The organism is Aureimonas psammosilenae, assembly GCF_009176975.1.
GTDB lineage: Bacteria > Pseudomonadota > Alphaproteobacteria > Rhizobiales > Rhizobiaceae > Plantimonas > Plantimonas psammosilenae.
Genome location: NZ_WEZG01000002.1, coordinates 390033 through 411864, shown reverse-complemented (window position 1 = coordinate 411864; position 21832 = coordinate 390033). Strand labels below are relative to the sequence as shown.

The window sequence follows — 21832 nt, the reverse complement described above, 5'->3', positions numbered from 1 at the left end:
CGGCAGGACAGGAACAAGAGGAGAACAAACGCGCGATGCTTTTCTCCGCCCCTTGGCGAAAACCCGTTGCGCCTCATCTTGGCAGCGCAGGCCGCCACAGTTTACCTGCAATTCGAAGATGAGTCTTGCCCGACCCTTTCCGCGAGCGATTCGCCTCGGCGGACGGCCCACCAACGCAAAGGTTCTTCATGAGAGTTTCGCGCACTCGCGGCATCCTCGCCGGCCTCGCCCTTGTTCTTGCCGGCTCCGGCTCGGCCATGGCCGCCGACGCCCAGGCCTTCGGCAACCGCGTGAAGGAAGTGACGGCCGAGACCTCCTTCCCATTGAACTTCGCCAGCGCAGAGTCGAGCGGTGACAACGTCGTCCTGAAGGGCGTCACGGCCGGCACGGGCGATGGGGCGGCCAAGCTCGGCGACGTCACGTTCGAAACCGTGACCGGTTCGGACGCGGAGGGCTGGAAGGTCGCGCGCATCCCCTTCGCCGATATCAATACGACGGAAAACGGCCGGCAGATCGTGGCGAACGGCATGGCGGTCGAAGGCCTGCAGATCGCGGGGAAGACCGGGCCTTCCAAACTGCCGGGCGAAGCGCCGTATTATTTCGACAGCGCGGCGGTGAACGGCCTGAAGGTTTCCGAGGGTGGCAAGGACGCCCTCACGCTCGGCGCGACCAGCCTCACCAACGCCGTCGACACTGATGGCAAGATCGCGACGGAAGCGACCCTCGGCGACTTCACCATCGCCCTGCCGCAGGATGACGAGGCGGCAAAGACGCTGCGCGACATCGGCTACGAGAGCTTCACCGGCACCGGCTCCATGGAAATGAACTGGGACCCGAAGACGGGCGCGCTGGCCGTCGAGCCGCTCCAATTCACGGTCGAGAATGTCGGTGCGGTGGATCTCGCCTATTCGATCGGCGGCTACACCCCCGCCTTCGCGCGCTCGCTCGCCACGATCCAGAAGCAGATGGCGGCCGATCCGCAGGCGGCGCAGTCTTCCGGCATGGCGATCATCGGGCTCATGTCGCAGCTCAATATCGGTAATCTGCAACTGAGCTTCACCGACGCTTCGCTGACCGGCAAGCTTCTCGACTACTACGCCAAGAAGAACAACCAGAGCCGCGATCAACTGATCTCAGCGCTGTCGCAGCTCGTGCCGCAGTCCTTGGCAAGCCTCAACAACCCGGCCTTCCAGGCGCAGGTCACGAGCGCCGTGGATGCGTTCCTGAAGGACCCGCAATCGCTGACCGTCTCGATCGATCCGGCGCAGGCCATTCCGGCGACGCAGATCCTCGGCGCGGTGATGGGCGCGCCGCAGACCCTGCCGAACGTCCTCCAGCTTCGCGTCACCGCGAACGACCAGACGACGGACGAGCCCGACGAAGCGCAGGACGGCGACGCCGGAACGGCCACGGACGTGCCAGCCGCGCAGTGACGGGAGCACCGGCACCGCTCATCCTGACGCTCGGCTTCGATGAGCGGAGCTTTGCCTTCTTCGACGAGGCGCGCCGGCGGTATTTTCCGCCGGAGCGCAACCATATCCCGGCGCATCTGACGCTGTTCCACCACCTGCCGGGCGAGGATCTGGCCGACATCGCCGCCACCTTGCGCGAGGTCACGGTGCAGATGGCCGCCCTGCCGCTTCGCGTTTCGGGTCTCGTGTTTCTCGGCTACGGCTCGGCCTATCGCCTTGAGAGCCCCGAACTGACGCAGGTCCGCAAGGATCTCGCGGCGCGCTGGGCCGGCCGCCTGACGCCGCAGGACGCAGCCGGCTTCCGCCCGCATGTCACGGTCCAGAACAAGGCGCCGTCGCGCGAGGCCAAGCAACTCTTCGCCGAGCTTCAAGCCGGCTTCCAACCCTTCGAGGCCACCGGCACCGGCCTTCTTCTTTGGCACTACCGGGGCGGGCCGTGGGAAGCAGCCGGCGAGTTTCCTTTCGCGGCCCCGTAAGCCGTTCGTCGCGCGCTATTTTCCAAAGTCGATAAACCAAGGAACATCGATGCCCGATTCCTTCTCCGAACGATTGCGGAGCGAAAACGAGCAGACATGGACGAAGGCGGTCTCGCATCGCTTCGTCACCGAGATCTTCGACGGAACGGTATCGGCTGAGGTGATGGGGTCCTATCTCGTTCAGGACCACCGCTTCCTGGACAGCTTCCTGACCCTGTTGGGAGCCGCCATCGCGTCTTCCGACAGTTTTCCTGCGCGCCTCAGGCTCGGCCGCTTCGTTGGGATGGTGTCGGGCGAGGAGAACACGTACTTCCTGCGCGCCTTCGAGAAACTCGGGATCAGCGAGGATGAGCGCCGGGCGATCCCCGACACTGCGCCGACGAGCGGCTTCAAGGCGATCATGTTTGAGGCGAGCGAAACGCGATCCTACGCGGCGGCCCTCGCCGTTCTCAACGTCGCGGAATGGCTTTATCTCGACTGGGCTTCACGCGCGCCGAGTCCGCTCCCGGCCGATTTCGTCCACGCGGAATGGATCACGCTTCACGACAATCCCGACTTCCGGGATTTCGTCGCTTTCCTTCGATCCGAACTCGACCGCGTCGGCCCCGCCGAACAGGAAACAGCGCGGGACTTCTTTTCCCGCGCCGTGGATCTGGAACTCGCATTCTTTGAGGCCGCCTACGCCCCGGCGAACCACCAAGGCGCGTGACCGGGGCGATCCCGGCCGCTTTCGGCGCGCCGGGATCAGCCTTTGGGCGCTTGCGGCGCGACGCGAAGGCCGAGTTCGCGAAGCTGCGCGGGCGTCGCCTCCGCCGGGGCGCTCATCAGAAGGTCGTAGGCCTGCTGATTCATCGGGAACATGGTGATCTCGCGCAGGTTCTTCACGCCGCACAGAAGCATCACCACGCGGTCGATGCCCGCCGCCATGCCGCCATGGGGCGGCGCGCCGTACTGGAACGCACGGAAGAGGCCGCCGAAGCGCTCCTCGACATCGGCCCGCGTGTAGCCAGCAAGCTCGAAGGCCTTCACCATGGTTTCCGGCAACTGGTTGCGGATGCCGCCCGAGGCGATCTCGAAGCCGTTGCAGACGATGTCGTACTGGAACGCCTTGATCGACAGCGGGTCCTGGCTTTCCAGCGCCTCCATCCCGCCCTGAGGCATGGAGAAGGGATTGTGCGAGAAGTCGATCTTCTTCTCGTCCTCGTTCCATTCGTAGAACGGGAAGTCCACCACCCAGGCGAGCTTGAACTGGTCGCGGTCCACAAGGTTCAGTTCCTCGCCGACCTGCGTGCGCGCCGCGCCCGCGAAGGCGGTGAAGGTCTTCGGGTTTCCGGCCACGAAGAAGCAGGCGTCGCCGGCCTCCAGGCCAAGCGCAGTTCGGATCGCATCGGTGCGCTCGGGGCCGATGTTCTTGGCCACCGGGCCGGCGCCCTCGATCTTGCCCGCTTCCTCGCGCCAGAAGATGTAGCCGAGACCCGGCTGGCCCTGCCCCTGCGCCCAGGAGTTCATGCGGTCGCAGAAAGCACGGGAGCCGCCGGTCTTGGCGGGGATCGCCCAGACTTCCACCGCCGGATCGTTGGCGATCATGTTGGCGAAGACCTTGAAGCCGGAACCTGCGAAGTGCTCCGTCACCGCGCTCATCTCGATCGGGTTGCGCAGGTCCGGCTTGTCGGAGCCGTATTTGCGGATGGCTTCCGCATACGGAATGCGCGGGAAGCTTTCCGTCACGCGCTTGCCGTCGGCGAACTCCTGGAAGACGCCGCGAATCACCGGCTCCATCGCCGCGAAGACGTCGTCCTGCGTCACGAAGCTCATTTCCACGTCGAGCTGGTAGAACTCGCCCGGCAGGCGGTCGGCGCGCGGGTCCTCGTCGCGGAAACAGGGCGCGATCTGGAAATAGCGGTCGAAGCCCGACATCATGATGAGCTGCTTGTACTGCTGCGGGGCCTGCGGCAGCGCGTAGAAATTGCCCGGATGAATGCGGCTCGGCACAAGGAAGTCGCGCGCGCCTTCCGGCGAGGAGGCCGTCAGGATCGGCGTCGAGAACTCCGTGAAGCCCGCCTCGCCCATCCGGCGGCGCATGGCGGCGATGATCCGCGTGCGCTTCACGATGTTGGCGTGCAGCGTTTCGCGGCGCAGGTCCAGGAAGCGGTACTTGAGGCGCACGTCCTCCGGATAGTCCGGCTCGCCGAAGACCGGCAGCGGCAGTTCCTTGGCTTCCGACAGAACCTCGATCTCGGTCGCGAAGACCTCGACCTTGCCGGTCTCGAGGCGCGCGTTCTCGGTTTCGGGGCTTCTCGCCTTCACGAGGCCGTCGATCCTGACCACCCATTCCGAGCGCAGCGTTTCGGCTGTCTTGAAGCCGGCGGAATCGGGGTCCACCACGATCTGCGTCAGCCCGTAATGGTCGCGCAGGTCGATAAACAGAAGGCCGCCGTGATCGCGCACGCGATGCACCCAGCCCGACAGGCGAACGTTCGTGCCGACATCGGCCTCGCGGAGGGCTGCGCAGTGATGGCTGCGATAGCGATGCATGGCGTTCTCAGTCTTTCCGGTTACCGTTACGCCGTAATGCGGCGCGGATCGCGCGTCCAGCCTTCGGCGAAGTTGCGGGGAAAAGCACATCAAGCCCCCGTCCTGTCAAGATTCGGTCGCCGCTTTGCTTCCCCTCGCCCGCGCGCTTCGTTTATGGAAGGACATGGACACGATCACCACGACAGATGCCCTCGCCGAGGCCTGCGCCGTCCTGGCGCAGGCGCCGTTCGTCACCGTCGACACCGAATTCATCCGCGAAACGACCTTCTGGCCGGAGCTCTGCCTCGTGCAGATGGCTTCCGACGACCTCGCGGTTCTGGTGGACCCCTTGGCGCCCGGCCTCGACCTCGCGCCGTTCTTCGCGCTGATGGCGGACGAGAACGTCGTCAAGGTGTTCCACGCGGCCCGGCAGGACATCGAGATCATCTACAAGCTCGGCGGCATCATTCCGCAGCCGCTGTTCGACACGCAGGTCGCCGCGATGGTTTGCGGCTTCGGCGAATCCGTCGCCTACGATCAGCTCGTCGCCAAGACCACGAACGGCCAGATCGACAAGACCTCGCGCTTCACCGACTGGCGTCGCCGGCCTTTGTCGGCCGAGCAGCTTTCCTACGCGCTGGCGGACGTGACCTATCTGCGCGACGTCTACCGCCTGCTGCGGAGCCGGATCGAATCGGAGGGGCGCGAGCGCTGGCTGGACGAGGAGATGGCCGTTCTCGCCTCGCCGGAGGTCTACGACGTGCATCCCGACGACGCCTGGAAGCGGCTCAAGATGCGGGCGCGAAAGCCCATCGAACTCGCCGTCCTGAAGGAGATCGCCGCTTGGCGCGAGCGCGAGGCGAGGAGCCGCGACGTGCCGCGCGGCCGCATCCTGAAGGACGACGCGCTCTACGAGATCGCGCAGCAGCAGCCGCGCGACGAAGCGGCGATGGGACGGCTTCGCGCCTTGCCGAAGGGTTTCGAGCGCTCCGCGACCGGGGCGGCGCTTCTGGCGGCCGTCGCCAAGGCTCATGCCCTGCCGAAATCCGAGCTTCCGCCGATCCCGAGGCAGCCGAACTATCCGGAAGGCACGGCGGCGGCGGTGGAGTTCCTGAAGGTCCTTCTCAAGATCGTCGTGGACGAGGAAGGCGTCGCCGCCAAGCTCATCGCGTCGACGGACGACCTGGAGAAGCTGGCGGTCGAGGGCGACAATGCCCGCGTGCCGGCGCTGGAAGGCTGGCGCCGCCGCATCTTCGGCGAACGGGCGCTCGATCTTCTGGACGGCCGCGCGGCGCTTTGCTTCCGCGACCGCAAGGTGGCCGTGGTCGGCCTGCCCTGACGCGACCCGAGGCCTTCCCTTCGTGGGAAAGCCTCGCCTTCAGCCGATATCCAGGCGAAGGCGGCGATCCACCAGCTTGGCGAACTGCTCCAGCCGCCCGAGCGGCTTCTCGCTGACGAGGCCGGCGAGATCGGGCGGCAGCAGGAGGCGGAAGCCGCCGCGCGCATCCGGCCGCCAACGCAGCCGATCCAAGATGCCGGGCGTCGAGGCGGTCAGCACATAGGCGACGCGGAACAAGCTCGCGAGAAGCTGCGCCCGCGCCATCAGCCGGGGGCCGGCGAGCGTCTGCATCTCGGGCATGGCGTTCTGCAGGAAGTCGCCCTCGTGCCGGTAATAGCTGGCGAGGCCCAGATAAGCGCGGCCGGCATGATCCACCGCCGAGAAGGACGCGTGCGCCAGCATCGAAAGGCTCTGCGGCCCGCGATAATCGGGATGGGCGCGCCAGCCGACATCGGACAAAAGGCAGGCGGCGGCGCGAAGTCGCTCCTCGTCGGGCGTTTCCTCGATGCCGAGCGTCTCGAAGGTACGCTGGCAGAAGGACACCAGTTCTTCCGAATGGCGCGGCGAGCGCGAGCGCAGAATGGAGAATTCGCGCGAGGCCTCCAGCAAGGGGTCCTTGCGCCGTTCTTCTTCGGTCAGAAGCGTATGAAGGAAGCCTTCGCGCACGCCGAGCGCGGATAGAACGACGCTCGATGGGCGCAGGTGGCGCAAGACCGCCTGGAGCGCCACCGCGCCATAGGCCAGAAGCGCCCGGCGCGGCTTCGACACGGCGGCGATGCCAGGAAGCTTCTCGGGATCACCCTTCACCACCATATCGAGGAAGGTCAGCCAGTCGCTCGCCGCCACCTCGTAGCCGTGCATCACGTGGAGCGGATAACGGCGCTGCTCCATGTGAAGCTTAGCGAGGTTGCGCCACGTGCCGCCGACGGCGAAGAAGGGACGGCCCTCGGCAAGCCCCGTCATGCCGCAATTGGCGACTTCGGAATCGGCGATCGCTTTCGCCTTGGAAATGTCGTTGCCGGACAGATCCTGAAGCCGCAGACCGCCGAGCGGCAGGGTCAGCCCCGTGCCGATTCGCCCATTCGCCATGTCCACGAGTTCAAGGCTGCCGCCGCCCATATCGCCGGCGACGCCGTTCGGCACATGGAAGCCCGCTATCACCCCTTGCGCGGCATAGAAGGCCTCATCCTGGCCGGAAAGGATGCGGATCGGCGTGCCGATCGCTTCTTCGGCGGCGCGCACGAAGTCCGGGCCGTTGGAGGCTTCGCGGGCGGCCGCCGTCGCGAGCGGATAAACCTCCTCGACGCCGGCCTGATCGATCAGCTTGCGAAAGCGCTTCAGGGCGCCGAGCGCGCTCGCGACGGAGCGCTCGTCCAACTTGTTGGTCTGCGCGATGCCCTTGCCGAGACCGGACAGGACCTTCTCGTTGAACAGCATGGTCAGCGCGCGGTTGTTGCCCTCGTAGAGGACGAGGCGCACCGAGTTCGAGCCGATGTCGACCACGGCGACAGGCTTTCGTCCTGCGATGCGCCCCTGCGCGCTTTGTTCAATCGTAGCGGGAATGTTCTGCACGCTGCCTTGCGATCAGTCTCGGCGCGTCCGACTTCAGGGCCTTGCCGCGCCCCGAAAGGCTCGGATTGGTCATGAAATAGCGCTGGGTGTTGAAGGGTTGCTCGTTCTCGGACGGAACGATGCGACGCGATGCGCCGTCGGAAAGCACCGACCAGCTTTGCTGGTTGTCGAGAATGTTGCCGAGCATGATCTGCGACAGGATCTGGCTGTGAACGGTCGGATTGGTGATCGGAACCATGACTTCCACCCGGCGGTCCAGATTGCGCGGCATGAGGTCGGCGGAACTCATGTAGACTTTCGCCCGGTCGGAAGGCAAGCCGACGCCGTTGCCGAAGCAATAGATGCGGCTGTGCTCCAGAAAACGGCCGACGATCGACTTCACGCGGATGTTGTCGGACAGGCCCGGAACGCGCGGTCGGAGGCAGCAGATGCCGCGAACGATCAGATCGATCTCCACCCCCGCCTGGCTGGCATGGTAGAGCGCGTCGATGATCTGCGGATCGACCAGCGAATTCATCTTCATCCAGATCTGGCCGGGGCGCCCTGCTCTTACATGCACGACCTCGGCCTCGATCTCGTCGAGGATGCGCTTGCGCATGGTCAGCGGCGACACGGCGAGCTTCTTCAGGCTCGTCGGCTCGGCATAGCCAGTGATGTAGTTGAATACGAGAAGCACATCGTGCGCGATGTCCGGATCGCAGGTGAAGTAGCTGAGATCGGTATAGATCTTCGCCGTGATCGGGTGGTAGTTGCCCGTTCCCACATGCACGAAATTGACGAGCTTGCCTTCCTCGCGGCGCACCACGAGGGACATCTTCGCGTGGGTCTTCTTCTCGATGAAGCCGAAGACCACCTGCACGCCGGCACGCTCCATGTCGCGCGCCCAGCGGATGTTGGCTTCCTCGTCGAAGCGCGCCTTGATCTCGATCAGCGCCGTGACGGACTTGCCGGCTTCCGCCGCATCCACCAGGGCGCGCACGATCGGCGAGTCGGCCGAGGTACGATAGAGCGTCTGGCGGATGGCTATGACGTTCGGGTCGTGCGCCGCCTGCCGCAGGAACTGCGCCACCGCGTCGAAGCTCTCATACGGGTGGTGGATCACGATATCCTTCTGGCGGATGGCCGCGAAGCAGTCGCCGTTCTGCTCGCGGATGCGCTCGGGAAACCGCGGGATATAAGGAACGAACTTCAGGTCCTCGCGCGGGCATTTGACGATCTGCGACACCGCTTCCAGCGCCAGCATGCCGTCCAGAACCGAAATGCGCGATTCCGACACTCCGGCCTCGCTAGCGACGAAGTTGCGCAGGTCTTCGGGCATGGACGCATCGAACTCGATGCGGATCACCCGGCCCCGCCGACGGCGCTTCAAGGCGGTTTCGAACAAGCGCACGAGGTCCTCGGCCTCTTCCTCGACCTCGATGTCCGAGTCGCGGATGATGCGGAACGTGCCCGACCCGCGCACGCGGTAGCCGGGGAAGAGCCGGCCGATAAAGAGCGCCACCACGCTTTCCATCGGCACGAAGCGCAAGGAAGCGGCGGCGTCCTGCTGCGGCGGCAGTTCCACGAAGCGCGGCAGCGCGACCGGCAAGCGCAGAAGCGCGCTCATCTTCTGCCCGTCGCGATCGCGCACCAAGGCCAGCGCGACGGAAAAGCCGAGATTGGGGATGAAGGGGAACGGGTGCGCCGGATCGACCGATAAGGGCGTCAGCACCGGGAAGATGCCCTCGTTGAAATGCTGCTCAAGCCATTGGCGCTCGGACGGCGGCAGGTCGCCGGCTGACACGATGTGGATATTCTCGGCGCTCAGTTCCTTCACCAGAATGGCGAGCGAGGCCTGCTGCTGCTGCTGGAGTAGATCGACCTCGGCCAGAACCGAATTCAACTGCTCCTGCGGGGTCAGTCCGTCGTCGCTCTTCAGGGTGATGCTGGCGCGAACCTGCGCGGCGAGGCCCGCGACGCGCACCATGAAGAACTCGTCGAGGTTGCCGGCCGAGATCGACAGGAAGCGCAACCGTTCGAGGAGCGGATGCGAGGTGTTCTGCGATTCCTCCAGAACGCGGCGATTGAACTGCAGCCAGGAAATCTCGCGGTTGATGAAGCGGTCGGCCGGAAGTTCCACCGCCGAAGCGGGTTCGGAAAAGACCGGCGACTTCGCATCCGCGAGATTGGCTTCCAGTCGCTCCTTGATGCTGGCGACATCGGCGATGGTTTGCGGCGACGCCGTTCCTTCCGCCTCGGGCTTACGCCGGGCGGCCGGGCGTCGGCGCGGCTCCGCGACGACAGTCGCCGTTTCCACCGGATTGTCGTCCCGCGCCACCGAGCTTTCCACTTCCGCCGATCCGTCAACCTTCTGCACTGGTCCCCGCCCTTCCCGAATCAGAAGCCCCGCCTGTCGGAGCGCATTTTCGCGCCTCTTTATGCGAGTTTCACGACAATCTTTCGGCGTCGCCGGATTCTTCCTCCGCCAGTACGCGCCCGATTAACCCACGCGTCACACGCGCCTTGTCCGCAAGGGCCTGCTGGTCGATGCGATCCACGAGACGACGTGCGGCGGCGAGCGAGCGTTCCATGCGATCGGCCAGATAGTCGATCAGCTTCGGCTCGACGGCAAGCTGACGGTCCGCGAAAAGCTTGGCGAGAACGCCGCGCAGCAGATCCTCGTCCGGCGGCGCGATGTCTGTCAGCGTCGCGGCGCGAAGGCGCGACAGGAGATCGGGCAGGCGAAAACTCATCTCGGTCGGGCGACGCCGCGCCGTGGCCAGCACGAATCCGCCACCGAGACGCGCGGCGTTGAGGAGATCGAACAATCGCTCCTCCGCCCCGTCCCAGTTATCGAGATCGTCGACCACGACGGCGAAGCGTCGTTCTTCCGGAAGACGCCCGTCGAAATCAATCGCCCCTGCCATTTCGCGCCACGCCGCCGCCAGATGCGACTTGCCGGCGCCTTCCGGGCCGACCACCAGCGTCACGGGATGCTGCCATTCCGGCCAAGCATCGACGGCCGCGACCGCCATGGCGTTGGCGTCCGTCACGATGAGATCGTCGCGCGTCAGCGAAGGATGATGGGGCAGATGAAGGGGGAACTGCCGGGACGAGCCGCCCTTCATGCGCCGGGCCGTCCGGGTTCCGCACGCGGATCGAACTCGGCTTCCAGCATGGTGCGCATCGGACCTTTCTCCACCGTCTGGACGCCCGGATCGAGCGGCTCGGCAACGCGGCCGAAGAACATCTCGCTTTCCAGATATTGCTGAATCGCAAAGCGCACGAGAACGCCGATGGCCGCCGCCGCCGGCACCGCGATCAGGAGCCCGACGAAGCCGAACAAGGCGCCGAAGGCAAAGAGCGCGAACATCAGCCAGACGGGATGGAGGCCGACGGACGCGCCGACGAGCTTGGGCTGGAGAATGTTGCCTTCGATGAACTGGCCGGAAAAGAACACCGCCAGGGTCGCTGCGACCCAGATCCAGTCCGGCGAGAACTGCACGAGCGCGACGCCGGTGGCGAGCAGCAGCCCGGTGAGCGAACCGACATAGGGGATAAAGGAGATGATCCCCGCGAACATGCCGATCAGCAGCCCGAAGTTCAGGCCGATGAGGCTGAGGCCGATGGCGTAATAGCTGCCGAGAATCAGGCAAAGGCTGCCCTGCCCGCGCACGAAGCCCGCCACCGACCCGTCGATCTCGCGCGCGAGCCGGCGAACGGTCAGGAGGTGCTGGCGCGGCACCCAGGAATCGACCTTGGCGATCATCCGGTCCCAATCGAGCAGAAGATAAAAGGCGACCACCGGCGTCACCACGAAGAGCGACAGGAAGTTCACCAGCGCAAGGCTGGAACGCCAGAGCGAGGACAGGAGCGAGGTCGCGACGCTGCTGACCTGCCCGACCATGCCGGAAATATCCTCCTGCAAACGCTGCTGATCGGTGGCGAGAAGCCAGCCGAAGCGGCCTTGGCGAAGTTGTTCAGCCAGTGCTTGAATTTGCTGCAGGTATTTCGGAAGATTTTGCGCGAAGCTGTTGAACTGGCTGGCGATCACCGGCGCCACCACGAGCACGAAGGCGACCAGCAACACCACGAACAGAACGAGGATCAGCAGTGTCGCCATGAGCCGCGACAGGCCGAGCCGCTCGAAGGCGTCCGCCACCGGGTCGAGGAAGTAAGCGAGGCACATCGCCAGGACGAAGGGCAGGAGGATCGAGGAGAAGACGAAAAGGAGAGTGACGAGAACGAGCGCCGCCAGGCTCCAGAACAGAACCTGCCTGCGCAGAAGGCGGCTGCGATGGGCCGTATCCAAATCCGCTTCTCCGAAGAAGGCGCCGGCGGCTCGTGTTTCGAACCGCGCGCGTGGTGGTGGAGATAGGGGCCGGGCCGGCAAAGGGTCAAGGGCGCGTGAAGGAAGGCTCTTGCCCCAACGCGCACTCCATGCCAGTCCCGCGCCATGTTCCGGCAGGCGAGACGGCGATGAGCGACACGCGAAACGGTCTGACCTATGCGCAAGCGGGTGTCGATATCGACGCCGGCAACGAACTCGTGCGACGCATCAAGCCGCATGTGAAAGCGACGCGGCGGCCGGGCGCCGATGGCGAGATCGGCGGCTTCGGCGGCTTGTTCGATCTGAAGGCCGCCGGCTTCACCGACCCGGTGCTGGTCGCGGCCAATGACGGCGTCGGCACCAAGCTGAAGATCGCCATCGATACCGGCCTTCACGACACGATCGGCATCGATCTCGTCGCCATGTGCGTCAACGACCTCGTGGTGCAGGGTGCCGAGCCCCTGTTCTTTCTCGATTATTTCGCCACCGGCAAGCTCGATCCGGCGCAAGGCGAAGCCATCGTCAAGGGCATCGCGGATGGCTGCCGGCTGGCCGGCTGCGCGCTGATCGGCGGCGAAACGGCGGAAATGCCGGGCCTTTATGCCGAAAAGGACTACGACCTCGCCGGCTTCGCGGTGGGTGCAGCCGAACGCGGCCAGCTTCTGCCGAGCGCCGACCTTGGCGTCGGCGACGTGCTTCTCGGCCTCGCCTCGTCCGGCGTCCATTCCAACGGCTATTCGCTGGTGCGGCGCATCGTGGAGCTTTCGGGCGCCGCTTATGACGCCCCCGCCCCCTTCAAGGCCGGCGGCCGGACGTTGGGCGAAACTCTGATCGAGCCGACGCGCATTTATGTGAAGCCGCTTCTCGCCGCCATTCGCGAAACGGCCGGCGTCAAGGCGCTCGCCCATATCACCGGCGGCGGCTTCGTCGAGAACATCCCGCGCGTTCTGCCGGACGGTCTTGCGGCGAGCGTCGATATGAGCGCCATCGAGGTCCCACCGGTCTTCCGCTGGCTGGCGGCCACGGGCGGCGTGTCGCGGGACGAGATGCTGCGCACCTTCAATTGCGGCGTCGGCATGGTGGTCGCGGTCGGAGCGCAAGCGGCGGACGAGGTCGAAGCGGTTCTGCGGCGCGAGGGCGAAAGCGTCATGCGTCTCGGCACCCTCATAGACCGGACCGATCGCAGCGTGGTCTTTCAGGGCGAGCTGAAGCTTTGACACCCCTCAGAAAGCGCGTCGCCGTTCTGATCTCCGGGCGCGGCTCCAACATGGCCGCGCTGGTGGAAGCGGCGCGGAACCCGGCCTTTCCGGGGGACGTGGTGCTGGTTCTCTCCGACCGCGCGGACGCTGCCGGCCTCCATTTCGCCGCCGACAACGGCATCGCGACGAGCGCCTTTCCCCGAAAGGCCTATGCCTCCAAGGCCGAACACGAGGCTGCTTTCGTGGCAGCGATCGAGGATGCGAGAATCGACGTGATCTGCCTCGCCGGCTTCATGCGGCTTCTGTCGCCCGGCTTCACCGAGCGCTTCGCGGGGCGGATGATCAACATCCACCCATCGCTTCTCCCGAAGTTCCCCGGCCTCGACACCCACGCCCGCGCCATCGCGGCGGGCGAAGAGCGCCACGGCTGCACCGTCCATTTCGTCACCGCTGAAATGGATGCCGGACCGGTGATCGCGCAAGCCGACGTGCCGGTTCTGCCCGGCGACACTGCCGAGGCCCTCTCCGCCCGCGTGCTGGTGGAAGAGCATAAGCTCTATCCAAGGGCGTTGGCGGCAGTGCTGTTGGCAGAAACAGAAGCGAGGCTCTGAGATAGAGCACCTTCAAAAACGTCAGCGCAAATCGAGACCGTCGAGATCCCGATAGCCGCTGATAACGCGCGTGACGATCAAGGTGTCGTCCGCCAGACGGTAGAACGGGACGTAGTTCGCCACCGGAAAACTGCGCAATCCGGCGTCGATTTCCGATCGGCTGCGACCCGCTTGCGGGTGCTCGCCGAGCATATCGAGAATCTTTTCGACCCTATCGAAAAAGCGATCCGCAGCATCCTCGCTTTCTTCGGCGATACGGCTCCAGATCTCGATCAGGTCCTCGCGAGCCTTCGGCCGGCGGAGAATAGCCAGCGTCACTGGTCGCTCGATCCGTTCCTCGTGCTTTTTCGCGCTTCCGCCCGGATGGAGTCGAGATCGAGCGGTTCGGCTGGCCCGCTCTCATCGCCTTCACGGATCACACCCCGCAAATCATCGATCCGCGTCCGGCGCGCCTCTTCCTGTTGTTCGAGAAGCCGCAGACCTTCACGCAAAACGGCATTACGCGTCGTGAAGCGACCGCTCCGCAAAAGCTGAGCGATCCAGGCTTCGTAGCGATCCCCTAGCTCAACCGTCGCCATTCTACCGGCTCCCTCGTTCCCGACTTCAATCTAACCGATGCCTCAGCCGGCCGCCAATCGAACAACGGCCGTCACCCCGCCCGCACCCAGACCTTCGTGTCGTGGAACGCCGCGCCGCCGCAGGGGGCGACGGGGTCGGAGCCGACGAGGGTGTTGATGCCCTCCCCGTCGAGAAAGTCCGAATTGCCCCAAAGCCCTTCGTGGATCACGACGCCGGAGCGTACGCTGTCCGTGACCTTGGCGTGTAGACGCACCTCGCCCCGGTGATTGCCGATCGTCACAACCGTCTCGTCGGCGAGATGAAGGCGCGAAGCGTCGTCGGGATGCACCATGAGTTCGGGCCGCCGTTCGCGCGAACGTGAGCCGGCGGTTTCCGAAAAGGTCGAGTTGAGGAACTGGCGCGCCGGCGATGTGGCGAGCTTGAATGGGTGCTCGGCGTCCTCCACCTCGTTCAGCGCCGCGTGGTCCGGCCATTCAGGCAGACCTGCGACCGGCCCCTGAGGCCCGAGCGAGTTCGGCGGCGTGTTCGGTCCGAGCGCCGCGCCGTTCCAGTCGGGCCGGAAGCGGAAGCGCTTGTCGGCCCAGCCGAAGCCGTCGAGATAATGCGCGCGCTCGAACTCCGGCTGGCAGTCGATCCAGCGGCCTTCCTCGATACTTTCGAGCGTTCCCCGGTTCGAGCGGCGTAGCATGTCGTCCACGAGATCGCGCTCGCTGAGACCAAAGCCCGGCCGGTCGGCGACGCCGAGGCGCTTGGCCAGTTCCTCCACGACGAAATGGTTGGAGCGCACCCCTTCCGGCGCATCGACCAGCTTGGGGCCGAGCGTGATGTGGTTCTGCCCGCCACCGCGATAGATGTCGTCGTGCTCCAGAAACATGGTGGCCGGCACCACGAGATCGGCGAGCTTTGCCGTGTCCGTCATGAACTGCTCGTGGACGCAGGTGAAGAGATCGTCCCGCAGGAAACCCTGGCGCACCAGCCGCTGTTCGGGCGCGACATTGGCGGGGTTGGTGTTCTGCACGATCATCGCCGTCACCGGCGGCCCATCGGATAGGGCCTCGCGGTCGCCGGTCAACACCTTGCCGATCCGCGACTGGTCGAGAAAGCGCACGGACGGATCGCGCATCGCCGTGCCCATGATGAGGCTCTTGTCGAGACCGAAGATGTCGGAATTGGTGTGGAAGGCGCCGCCGCCTTCATGTTGCCAATGGCCGTAGACGGCGGGCACCGAAAGGGCCGCGTGCATGGCCGGCGCGCCGTTGCGCTGGCGGGTGAAGCCGTAGCCGAGACGAAAGAAGGTGCGGGGCGTGCGGCCGATCAGCCCCGCGAACTCTTCGATCTGGCCAACAGAAAGACCCGTGATCGCCGCCGCCCATTCCGGCGTTCGGCTCCCCAGATGCGCTTCGAGCCCGGCCGGATCGTCCGTGTAGCGCGCCATATAGGCGCGGTCGGCTGTCCCGTCGCGGAAGGCGACATGCATCAGCGCGGCGGCGAGCGCGCCGTCCGTGCCGGGTCGCAGCTTCAGGGCGAGATCGGCCTGAGCCATCGTGGCGTTGTCGTAGATGTCGATCGCGACGATGACCGCGCCACGCTTGCGCCGCGCTTCCACAGCGTGGGTCATCACGTTGACCTGCGTCGCCACCGCGTTCGTGCCCCAGATCACCACGCAATCGGATGCAGCCATCTCGCGCGGGTCGACGCCCGTCAGCCGCCCGGTGCCGACGAACCAACCCGTCCAGGCCATGTTGGTGCAGATCGTGTCGAACTGGTTGGAATAGCGTTTGGCATGGCGCAGCCGGTTGATGCCGTCGCGCTGCACCAGCCCCATCGTGCCGGCATAGAAGTAAGGCCAGACGCTTTCCGCGCCGTGCCGCTGTTCGGCTGCCACGAATTTCTCGGCGACGAGATCGAGAGCATCGTCCCAGCCGATCTCCCGCCATTCGCCGCTTCCCTTCGCGCCGACGCGCTGAAGCGGTTGCAGAAGGCGGTTCGGTGAATGGATGCGCTCGGCATAGCGGGCGACCTTCGCGCAGATGACGCCGGCCGTGTAGCTGTTGTCCTTCGCGCCGCGCAGGCGGCCGACCGTGTTCGGGCCGAGGATCTCGACATCGAGCGCGCATGTCGAGGGACAGTCGTGCGGACAAGCGCTGTGGCCGGTGCGGATGGGAAGAAGCTGGTTCATGGCTCCTCGGCATACACCCGACCGGCCGCCGCCCCAAATTCATTCCGGCGATGCCTTGGATCGGCGAAGGGCGGGATCGCCCGCCCCTCGCCGCTTGCTCTCAGGCGGCCTGCACGTAGCGGGCCTTCTCCTCCGGCGTCAGGGCCGGATAGTCGGTGTAGCCGCGCTCGTCGCCGCCATAGAACGTGTCCTTGTTGGCCTCGGCCAGCGGCGCGCCGAGGCGCAGGCGCGTGACGAGATCGGGATTGGCGATGAAGGGCCGCCCGAAGCACACGAGATCGACCTTGCCCTCGTCCAGACGCCGGATCGCGAGGTCGAAGTCATATTCGTTGTTGCCCATGTAGGGCCCGTCGAAGCGCTGGCGCAGCGCGTCGTAGTCGAAGCCGTCCTTGGCGCGGTCGCCCTGCGTCTGGCCCTCGATGACGTGGAGATAAGCCAGACCACGCTTCGAAAGCTCCTCGACATAGGTGTTGAAGACGCCCTGCTGATCGCTTTCGCTGGAGCCGCCCATCACCGTCACCGGCGAGATGCGGATGCCGACATGCTCCTTGTTCCAGGCGCCGACCACGGCATCCACGACTTCGAGCGGCAGGCGCATCCGGTTCTCCACCGAGCCGCCATAGCGGTCGGTGCGCTTGTTGGTGCCGTCGCGCAGGAACTGGTCCAGAAGGTAGCCGTTCGCCGAATGGACCTCGACGCCGTCGAAGCCGGCCGCGCGGGCATTGCGCGTCGCCTTCACGTAATCCTGGATCAGGCGCGGAAACTCGGCTTCCTCCAGGGCTCGCGGCTCGACATGATCCTTGAAGCCTTCTTCCGTGAAGGCCTTGCCGGATGGCTTCACGGCGGAGGGCGCGACGGGCAGCCCGCCGTTCGGTTGAAGATCGGGATGCGAGATGCGCCCGACATGCCAGAGCTGGAGCACGATCCGGCCGCCCTCGGCGTGAACGGCGTCCGTCACCTTCTTCCACGCCGTCACCTGTTCGTCGGAATAGATTCCGGGCGTCCAGGCATAGCCGCGCCCTTCCTCCGTGATGTTGGTGGCCTCCGCGATGATGAGACCGGCGCCCGCCCGCTGGCGGTAATATTCGACATGCATCTCCTTCGGAACGCCGTCCGAACTCGCGCGCGAGCGGGTCAGCGGGGCCATCACGGCACGATTCCGAAGGTGGATGGGTCCGAGATCGAAGGGCTCGAACAGTTTCGACTGGGCCATGAAGGGCTCCTTGAATTCTGATACGGACGACCGGCCGGCGGCGCCGTCCGCCATAGATAGGGAGCTTCTTCCGCAATGCAGCGACAAACGCGCGGAACGATCCGTTCGCCGGGAAAACCACTTTGAACTACCGCCACGCCTTTCACGCCGGCAACTTCGCCGATGTCGTCAAGCACGCTCTTCTCGTGGAGATCGTGGAATACCTGAAGAGGAAGGAAAAGCCGTTCAGGGTGATCGACACCCATGCCGGCATCGGACGCTACGACCTGTCCGCCGACGAGGCGCGGCGCACCGGCGAATATCTGGAAGGCATCGACGCGCTTCTGTCTTCCCCTGCGGCCACGGCTCCCGAGCTTGCCGACTACATTCGCCTCGCGACCGGCGAAGGCGTGGACGCCTATCCCGGCTCCCCTCTCATCGCGCGCCGTCTTCTTCGGCGCCAGGACCGGTTGTCGGTCTACGAGTTGCATCCCGCCGATGCCGAGCGGCTGGCCGGCCTTTTCGCCGGCGATGTCCAAGTGAAGACCTTCGCGCTCGACGGCTGGCTGGCGCTGAACGCCCATCTGCCGCCGAAGGAAAAGCGCGGGCTGGTGCTGATCGACCCGCCCTTCGAGGAGGTGAACGAGATCGAGCGGATCGCGGATCGGCTGGCGGCGGCCCATCGGCGCTGGCCGGGCGGCATCTACGCGATCTGGTATCCGATCAAGCGCCGCGCCGACCGAGACAGGCTGCATGCCGAACTGGCGCAAACGGAGATTCCCAACATCTGCGCCGCCGAATTCATGCGCGAGCCCTTCGCGACGGATGTCGATCGGCTGGTCGGCACGGGGCTGGCAGTGGTGAACCCGCCCTACACTTTCGCGGAAAAAGCGACGCGAATCATGGCAATTCTGGAACAACCCTTGGGAAAAAGCGGTCGCGCCTCGGCCCAAGTCGTTGCGATCACGGCAGAGCGGCCCTAACACTGCGTTAAGGGCCGCGAATTTTCATGCGGCAGCGTTTTGTCCGGAGTCGCCGCGCGATGCGCATTCTGCACAGCCTCGTTCTTGCCGCCACCTTGGCCGGCGCACCGTTCTCCGGCGCCAAGGCGGCGGACTACCTGCGGGAAAGCCCCGCGCCCCAGTCGGTCGAGGGCATCGTCCCGGCCTGCAACGATCCGCGGGTTCTCGGACAGGTCGAGGACCAGTTCGAGCACGGCGCGGTTCACATGCTCCAGTCGGACGTCACCGTCGCCGAGTTCTCCAATCTCGCGGAAAAGGCTTTCTTCCCCCGCACCGACAACGCCTCGATCGAGCGGCGCTACTGCCAGGGAAGCGTGATGCTGTCGGACAACCAGCGGCACACGGTCTATTACCGTGTGTCCTATCCGCAGGGCTACGCGTCCTTCGGCTGGAAGGCGGAAGGCTGCGTGCTCGGCCTCGACCGCTGGTACATCTACGGGGCGAACTGCTCGTCGCTGCGTCGTTTCTGATCGGATGCGCCTTCTCCACGCTCCCGCTTCGCCCTTCTCCGCCAAGGTGCGAATGGCCGCGATCCGCTGCGATGTCGCCTTCGACGAACAGGTCGTGGTCGACACCGTGTCGGAACCGGCCGACCTCCTCGACGCCAACCCGCTCGGCAAGATTCCGACCGTTCTTCTGGACGACGGAACCGCGCTCTACGACAGCCGGGTGATCTGCGAATATTTCGATCGCATATCGGGCAACGCAATCGTGCCCCAGACCGACGCCGAATGGATCGCCGACAGACGCCTGGAAGCAACCGCCGACGGCGTGGCGGATGCCGCCATTCTTCTGCTCTACGAGGCCCGCTTCCGGCCGGAAGAAAAGCGCCATGAAGCGTGGACGGATCGGCAATGGCGGAAAGCCTTGCGCGGGCTGGCGGTTCTGGAAACGCTGATCGGCGAAGTTTCGCGGAAGCCGACGCTCGGCGACCTTTCCGTCGCGGCGCTCACCGGATGGCTTGCCTTGCGCTTTGCCGGACGCTGGGAAGCCGAGCATCCGCGCCTCGCCCGCTGGAACGAGGAGTTCTGGGCCGCCCATCCTGATCTCGACGCCGTCAAATCGAGAGTCTGAGCGTGGGACAAAAGGTTAACATCACCTTTATTTGTTCCAGCTAAGCAAGGTCCGCACCATCCCCATTTCGGAAGATGGACCCGCAGCCGAGTTCGAGCAGCGGGTCTAGACTTCCAGGATTTTCAGGGCGATGGGTTTTTCATCAGCGATTTCACGCGCCGCCACCCGTCGGGTGCGTCGGGGCCGTTCGGCCAATCTGCCCGTCATCTCGATCGGATCGATCAAGAGCGCGGGAACATCCACGCTGGCGCTGACCATCGCTTCGGCCGCCGCCTCGGCCGGCGTTTCCGTTCTTCTCGTGGATGCGGGCCCGGACGGCGATCTGTCGAGCTGGGCCGCCAAGCCCGGACGGCCGAACGGGATCGAACTCGTTCAATGCGACAAGCCGAGCCGCCTCGCCGCCCTCGTCAATGACGGCATCGACCGGCAGATGCTGGTGGTGATCGACGCAGGGCGCACGCAGGACATGCTGCGCGCCGGCGCGCGGGTCGCCGACACGGTGCTGGTGCCGGTGCGCTTTTCGCCGCTATCGGCCCTCGCGGCGGCTGCCACCGATCAGTTCCTCAGCTTGGAAACGAAGGACAGCGAAATCCGGCAGGCTTTCGTCGCCACCGCCATCGCGCAGATTCCGAGCCGGATCGCCCGTGCCGTCGAGAAGCAGATGGAGAACCGGCCGACGGAGCGCCTGCCCATCGGCCTCGCGCAGCGCGCCGCCTTCGAAGCGCCTTTCATGTATGGCGGCACGATCTTCACGCTGACGGAGAAACAGGCGCCCGGCCTCGTGCGCGCGCAGGCCGAAGCACGGGCGCTGGCAGCGGAACTCGACGCCCTGAAATCGAACGGCGCGAAGCTCGCCGCCCGCGCAGCCGAAGCCGTGATGATCGGACGCCGCCAGGCGGCCTAGCCGTTACAGGCGGTGCCAGCGATCCATGGCGGCCGAGTCGGACGCCTTGGCGTCCACCCAGCCTCCCTCCCCGCCGCCGATCAGATGCTCCCTTTTCCAGAAGGGAGCCTCGGACTTCAGATAGTCCATCAGAAACGACGCGCCGTCGAAGGCGGCTTGGCGGTGTTCGGCCGCGCAGGCGACGAAAACGATCTCCTCGCCAGGAGGGATCTTGCCGTGGCGGTGGAGAACCGAAGCGGACAGAAGGCCGAAACGCTCGGCCGCTTGGGTCGCGATGCGCTCCAGTTCCTTTTCCGCCATGCCGGGATAGTGTTCGAGTTCCAGCGCCGCCAAGCGCCCGCCCTCGTCGCGGCAATAACCGGTGAAGGTGACGACCGCGCCGATCCGCCCGCCGTCCTCCACCCGCCGCGCTTCCGCGCCAAGATCGATCCGCCCCGGCAGCACCTCGACCCGCAGCTTTGCCGCCATCACGCTCAGCCCCCCGTCATCGGCGGGAAGATCGCGATCTCGGTCGCGCCGGCCAGCGGCTCGGAATGGTCGACATGCTCCTGGTCGATCGCGACGCGGATGGTTTCCGGCGATACGAGCGCGGCCTCGTAGCCGACGCCCCGCCCCTTCAGCCAATGAAGAAGATCGCCGACCGTCACCACGCCGGCCGGCAGCGCGACCACCTCTTCGGCCACGCCGATCCGCTCGCGCACCCAGGCGAAATAAACAAGCTTCATGCCATTCTCCCGCGAAGGTCTGCCCCTGTTTGGACGCGAAACGTCTCAGTCGGGGAAATGGCGCAGGCCTGCGCGGAAGTAATCGTAGCCGGTATAAAGCGTCACGATCGCCGAGGCCCAAAGCGCGGCGATGCCGATCTCGGTCATATACGGCATCAGCTTGTCGCCGGCCGGCCCCGCCAGGAGAAAGGCGACGGCGATCATCTGAAGCGTCGTCTTCCATTTGGCGAGCTGCGTGACGGGTACGCTGACCTTCAGCTCGGCGAGATATTCGCGAAGCCCCGACACGAGGATTTCGCGGCAGAGGATGATGATCGCCGCCCAGAGCGACCAGCCCTTGATGGTTTCTCCCGCCGCCAGAAGAAGCAGGCAGGCCGCGACCAAGAGCTTGTCGGCAATGGGGTCGAGCATCCGGCCGATGGTGGAAGTCTGCTGCCAGGCCCGCGCCAGATAACCATCGAGATAGTCCGTGATGCTTGCGATCACGAAGATGCCGAGCGCCCACCAGCGCGCGTTGTCGCTGGCGTCGAAGCTCCCTCCCCAGAAGAAGCAGACAACCAGAAGCGGCACGGCAAGGATGCGCGCATAGGTCAGGAGGTTCGGAAGGTTGAAGGTGCGAGTGGCCATTGCGACTTTCGTACGGGAGGCACTCTCCCTTCAATCCA

22 protein-coding genes are annotated in these 21832 nt (G+C 65.5%); 10 read left to right on the top strand and 12 right to left on the bottom strand.

All coding sequences use genetic code 11. The features are described 5' to 3' along the window. Positions 1 to 188: 188 nt before the first annotated feature. Genes F9929_RS05850 through F9929_RS05840 form a run of 3 tightly spaced genes read left to right on the top strand, consistent with a single transcriptional unit; the run spans position 189 to position 2657 of the window. Positions 189 to 1433: a hypothetical protein gene (locus tag F9929_RS05850; RefSeq protein WP_152045602.1), complete on the top strand. Its 1245-nt coding sequence runs from the start codon at positions 189 to 191 to the stop codon at positions 1431 to 1433. Further along, the gene (locus tag F9929_RS05845; RefSeq protein WP_152045601.1) at positions 1430 to 1948 is read left to right on the top strand and encodes a 2'-5' RNA ligase family protein; all 519 of its coding nucleotides are present in this window, start codon (positions 1430 to 1432) and stop codon (positions 1946 to 1948) included. The genes F9929_RS05850 and F9929_RS05845 overlap by 4 nt, the downstream gene beginning before the upstream one ends. A 49-nt stretch (positions 1949 to 1997) precedes the next feature. After that, a complete protein-coding gene (locus F9929_RS05840; protein WP_152045600.1) occupies positions 1998 to 2657 on the top strand; it encodes a TenA family protein in 660 nt (219 codons plus the stop codon). Between the two features lie 35 nt (positions 2658 to 2692). Here the strand turns inward: F9929_RS05840 and aspS are convergent, their stop codons facing one another. After that, positions 2693 to 4483, bottom strand: coding sequence for an aspartate--tRNA ligase (gene aspS, locus F9929_RS05835; protein ID WP_152045599.1), 1791 nt, complete (start codon positions 4481 to 4483; stop codon positions 2693 to 2695). A 163-nt stretch (positions 4484 to 4646) separates the two neighbouring features. Between aspS and rnd the strand changes: the two genes are divergently transcribed. Then, positions 4647 to 5801: a ribonuclease D gene (gene rnd, locus F9929_RS05830; RefSeq protein ID WP_152045598.1), complete on the top strand. Its 1155-nt coding sequence runs from the start codon at positions 4647 to 4649 to the stop codon at positions 5799 to 5801. Between the two features lie 39 nt (positions 5802 to 5840). Here the strand turns inward: rnd and F9929_RS05825 are convergent, their stop codons facing one another. The 4 genes from F9929_RS05825 to F9929_RS05810 form a co-directional block, all read right to left on the bottom strand. Continuing rightward, on the bottom strand, positions 5841 to 7352 hold the full coding sequence (locus F9929_RS05825; protein ID WP_152045786.1) for a Ppx/GppA phosphatase family protein: 1512 nt from the start codon (positions 7350 to 7352) through the stop codon (positions 5841 to 5843). Continuing rightward, complete coding sequence (locus tag F9929_RS05820; protein ID WP_235919084.1) at positions 7348 to 9492, bottom strand: RNA degradosome polyphosphate kinase; 2145 nt, start codon at positions 9490 to 9492, stop codon at positions 7348 to 7350. The genes F9929_RS05825 and F9929_RS05820 overlap by 5 nt, the downstream gene beginning before the upstream one ends. Before the next feature lie 307 nt (positions 9493 to 9799). Beyond that, positions 9800 to 10480, bottom strand: a complete 681-nt coding sequence (locus F9929_RS05815) for a P-loop NTPase family protein (protein WP_152045597.1) — start codon at positions 10478 to 10480, stop codon at positions 9800 to 9802. After that, positions 10477 to 11664 (bottom strand): AI-2E family transporter, encoded by a 1188-nt coding sequence (locus tag F9929_RS05810; protein ID WP_152045596.1) that lies wholly within the window; start codon positions 11662 to 11664, stop codon positions 10477 to 10479. Before F9929_RS05810 ends, F9929_RS05815 begins: the two co-directional genes overlap by 4 nt. A 167-nt stretch (positions 11665 to 11831) precedes the next feature. On the opposite strand from F9929_RS05810, the gene purM reads away from it, so the two are divergent. Together purM and purN are read left to right on the top strand one after the other, a co-directional pair. Next, positions 11832 to 12899, top strand: a complete 1068-nt coding sequence (purM, locus tag F9929_RS05805; protein WP_152045595.1) for a phosphoribosylformylglycinamidine cyclo-ligase — start codon at positions 11832 to 11834, stop codon at positions 12897 to 12899. Beyond that, entirely contained in the window at positions 12896 to 13492 is a 597-nt protein-coding gene (purN, locus tag F9929_RS05800) for a phosphoribosylglycinamide formyltransferase (protein ID WP_152045594.1), read from the top strand. The genes purM and purN overlap by 4 nt, the downstream gene beginning before the upstream one ends. Positions 13493 to 13513: 21 nt before the next feature. Here the strand turns inward: purN and F9929_RS05795 are convergent, their stop codons facing one another. The 4 genes from F9929_RS05795 to F9929_RS05780 form a co-directional block, all read right to left on the bottom strand. Beyond that, positions 13514 to 13810 (bottom strand): type II toxin-antitoxin system RelE/ParE family toxin, encoded by a 297-nt coding sequence (locus F9929_RS05795; protein WP_152045593.1) that lies wholly within the window; start codon positions 13808 to 13810, stop codon positions 13514 to 13516. After that, the gene (locus F9929_RS05790) at positions 13807 to 14070 is read right to left on the bottom strand and encodes a type II toxin-antitoxin system ParD family antitoxin (RefSeq protein WP_152045592.1); all 264 of its coding nucleotides are present in this window, start codon (positions 14068 to 14070) and stop codon (positions 13807 to 13809) included. The genes F9929_RS05795 and F9929_RS05790 overlap by 4 nt, the downstream gene beginning before the upstream one ends. Positions 14071 to 14141: 71 nt before the next feature. After that, entirely contained in the window at positions 14142 to 16250 is a 2109-nt protein-coding gene (locus F9929_RS05785; RefSeq protein WP_152045591.1) for a molybdopterin oxidoreductase family protein, read from the bottom strand. A 100-nt stretch (positions 16251 to 16350) separates the two neighbouring features. After that, complete coding sequence (locus F9929_RS05780) at positions 16351 to 17463, bottom strand: alkene reductase (RefSeq protein ID WP_152045590.1); 1113 nt, start codon at positions 17461 to 17463, stop codon at positions 16351 to 16353. A 122-nt stretch (positions 17464 to 17585) separates the two neighbouring features. On the opposite strand from F9929_RS05780, the gene F9929_RS05775 reads away from it, so the two are divergent. From F9929_RS05775 to F9929_RS05760, 4 genes are all read left to right on the top strand, one after another. After that, positions 17586 to 18425, top strand: coding sequence for a 23S rRNA (adenine(2030)-N(6))-methyltransferase RlmJ (locus F9929_RS05775; RefSeq protein ID WP_152045589.1), 840 nt, complete (start codon positions 17586 to 17588; stop codon positions 18423 to 18425). A gap of 59 nt (positions 18426 to 18484) precedes the next feature. After that, a complete protein-coding gene (locus F9929_RS05770; RefSeq protein ID WP_152045588.1) occupies positions 18485 to 18934 on the top strand; it encodes a hypothetical protein in 450 nt (149 codons plus the stop codon). 4 nt (positions 18935 to 18938) lie between these two features. Next, the gene (locus F9929_RS05765) at positions 18939 to 19538 is read left to right on the top strand and encodes a glutathione S-transferase (protein WP_152045587.1); all 600 of its coding nucleotides are present in this window, start codon (positions 18939 to 18941) and stop codon (positions 19536 to 19538) included. Positions 19539 to 19668: 130 nt separating this feature from the next. Further along, positions 19669 to 20442 (top strand): chromosome partitioning protein ParA, encoded by a 774-nt coding sequence (locus F9929_RS05760; protein WP_152045586.1) that lies wholly within the window; start codon positions 19669 to 19671, stop codon positions 20440 to 20442. A 3-nt stretch (positions 20443 to 20445) separates the two neighbouring features. On the opposite strand, the gene F9929_RS05755 is transcribed toward F9929_RS05760, so the two are convergent. The 3 genes from F9929_RS05755 to pgsA are packed head-to-tail and all read right to left on the bottom strand — an operon-like array spanning position 20446 to position 21794. Next, positions 20446 to 20910 (bottom strand): molybdenum cofactor biosynthesis protein MoaE, encoded by a 465-nt coding sequence (locus F9929_RS05755; protein ID WP_152045585.1) that lies wholly within the window; start codon positions 20908 to 20910, stop codon positions 20446 to 20448. 5 nt (positions 20911 to 20915) lie between these two features. Next, a complete protein-coding gene (moaD, locus tag F9929_RS05750) occupies positions 20916 to 21167 on the bottom strand; it encodes a molybdopterin converting factor subunit 1 (protein ID WP_152045584.1) in 252 nt (83 codons plus the stop codon). 45 nt (positions 21168 to 21212) lie between these two features. Then, positions 21213 to 21794, bottom strand: a complete 582-nt coding sequence (gene pgsA, locus F9929_RS05745; protein WP_152045583.1) for a CDP-diacylglycerol--glycerol-3-phosphate 3-phosphatidyltransferase — start codon at positions 21792 to 21794, stop codon at positions 21213 to 21215. Between the last annotated feature and the right edge of the window lie 38 nt (positions 21795 to 21832).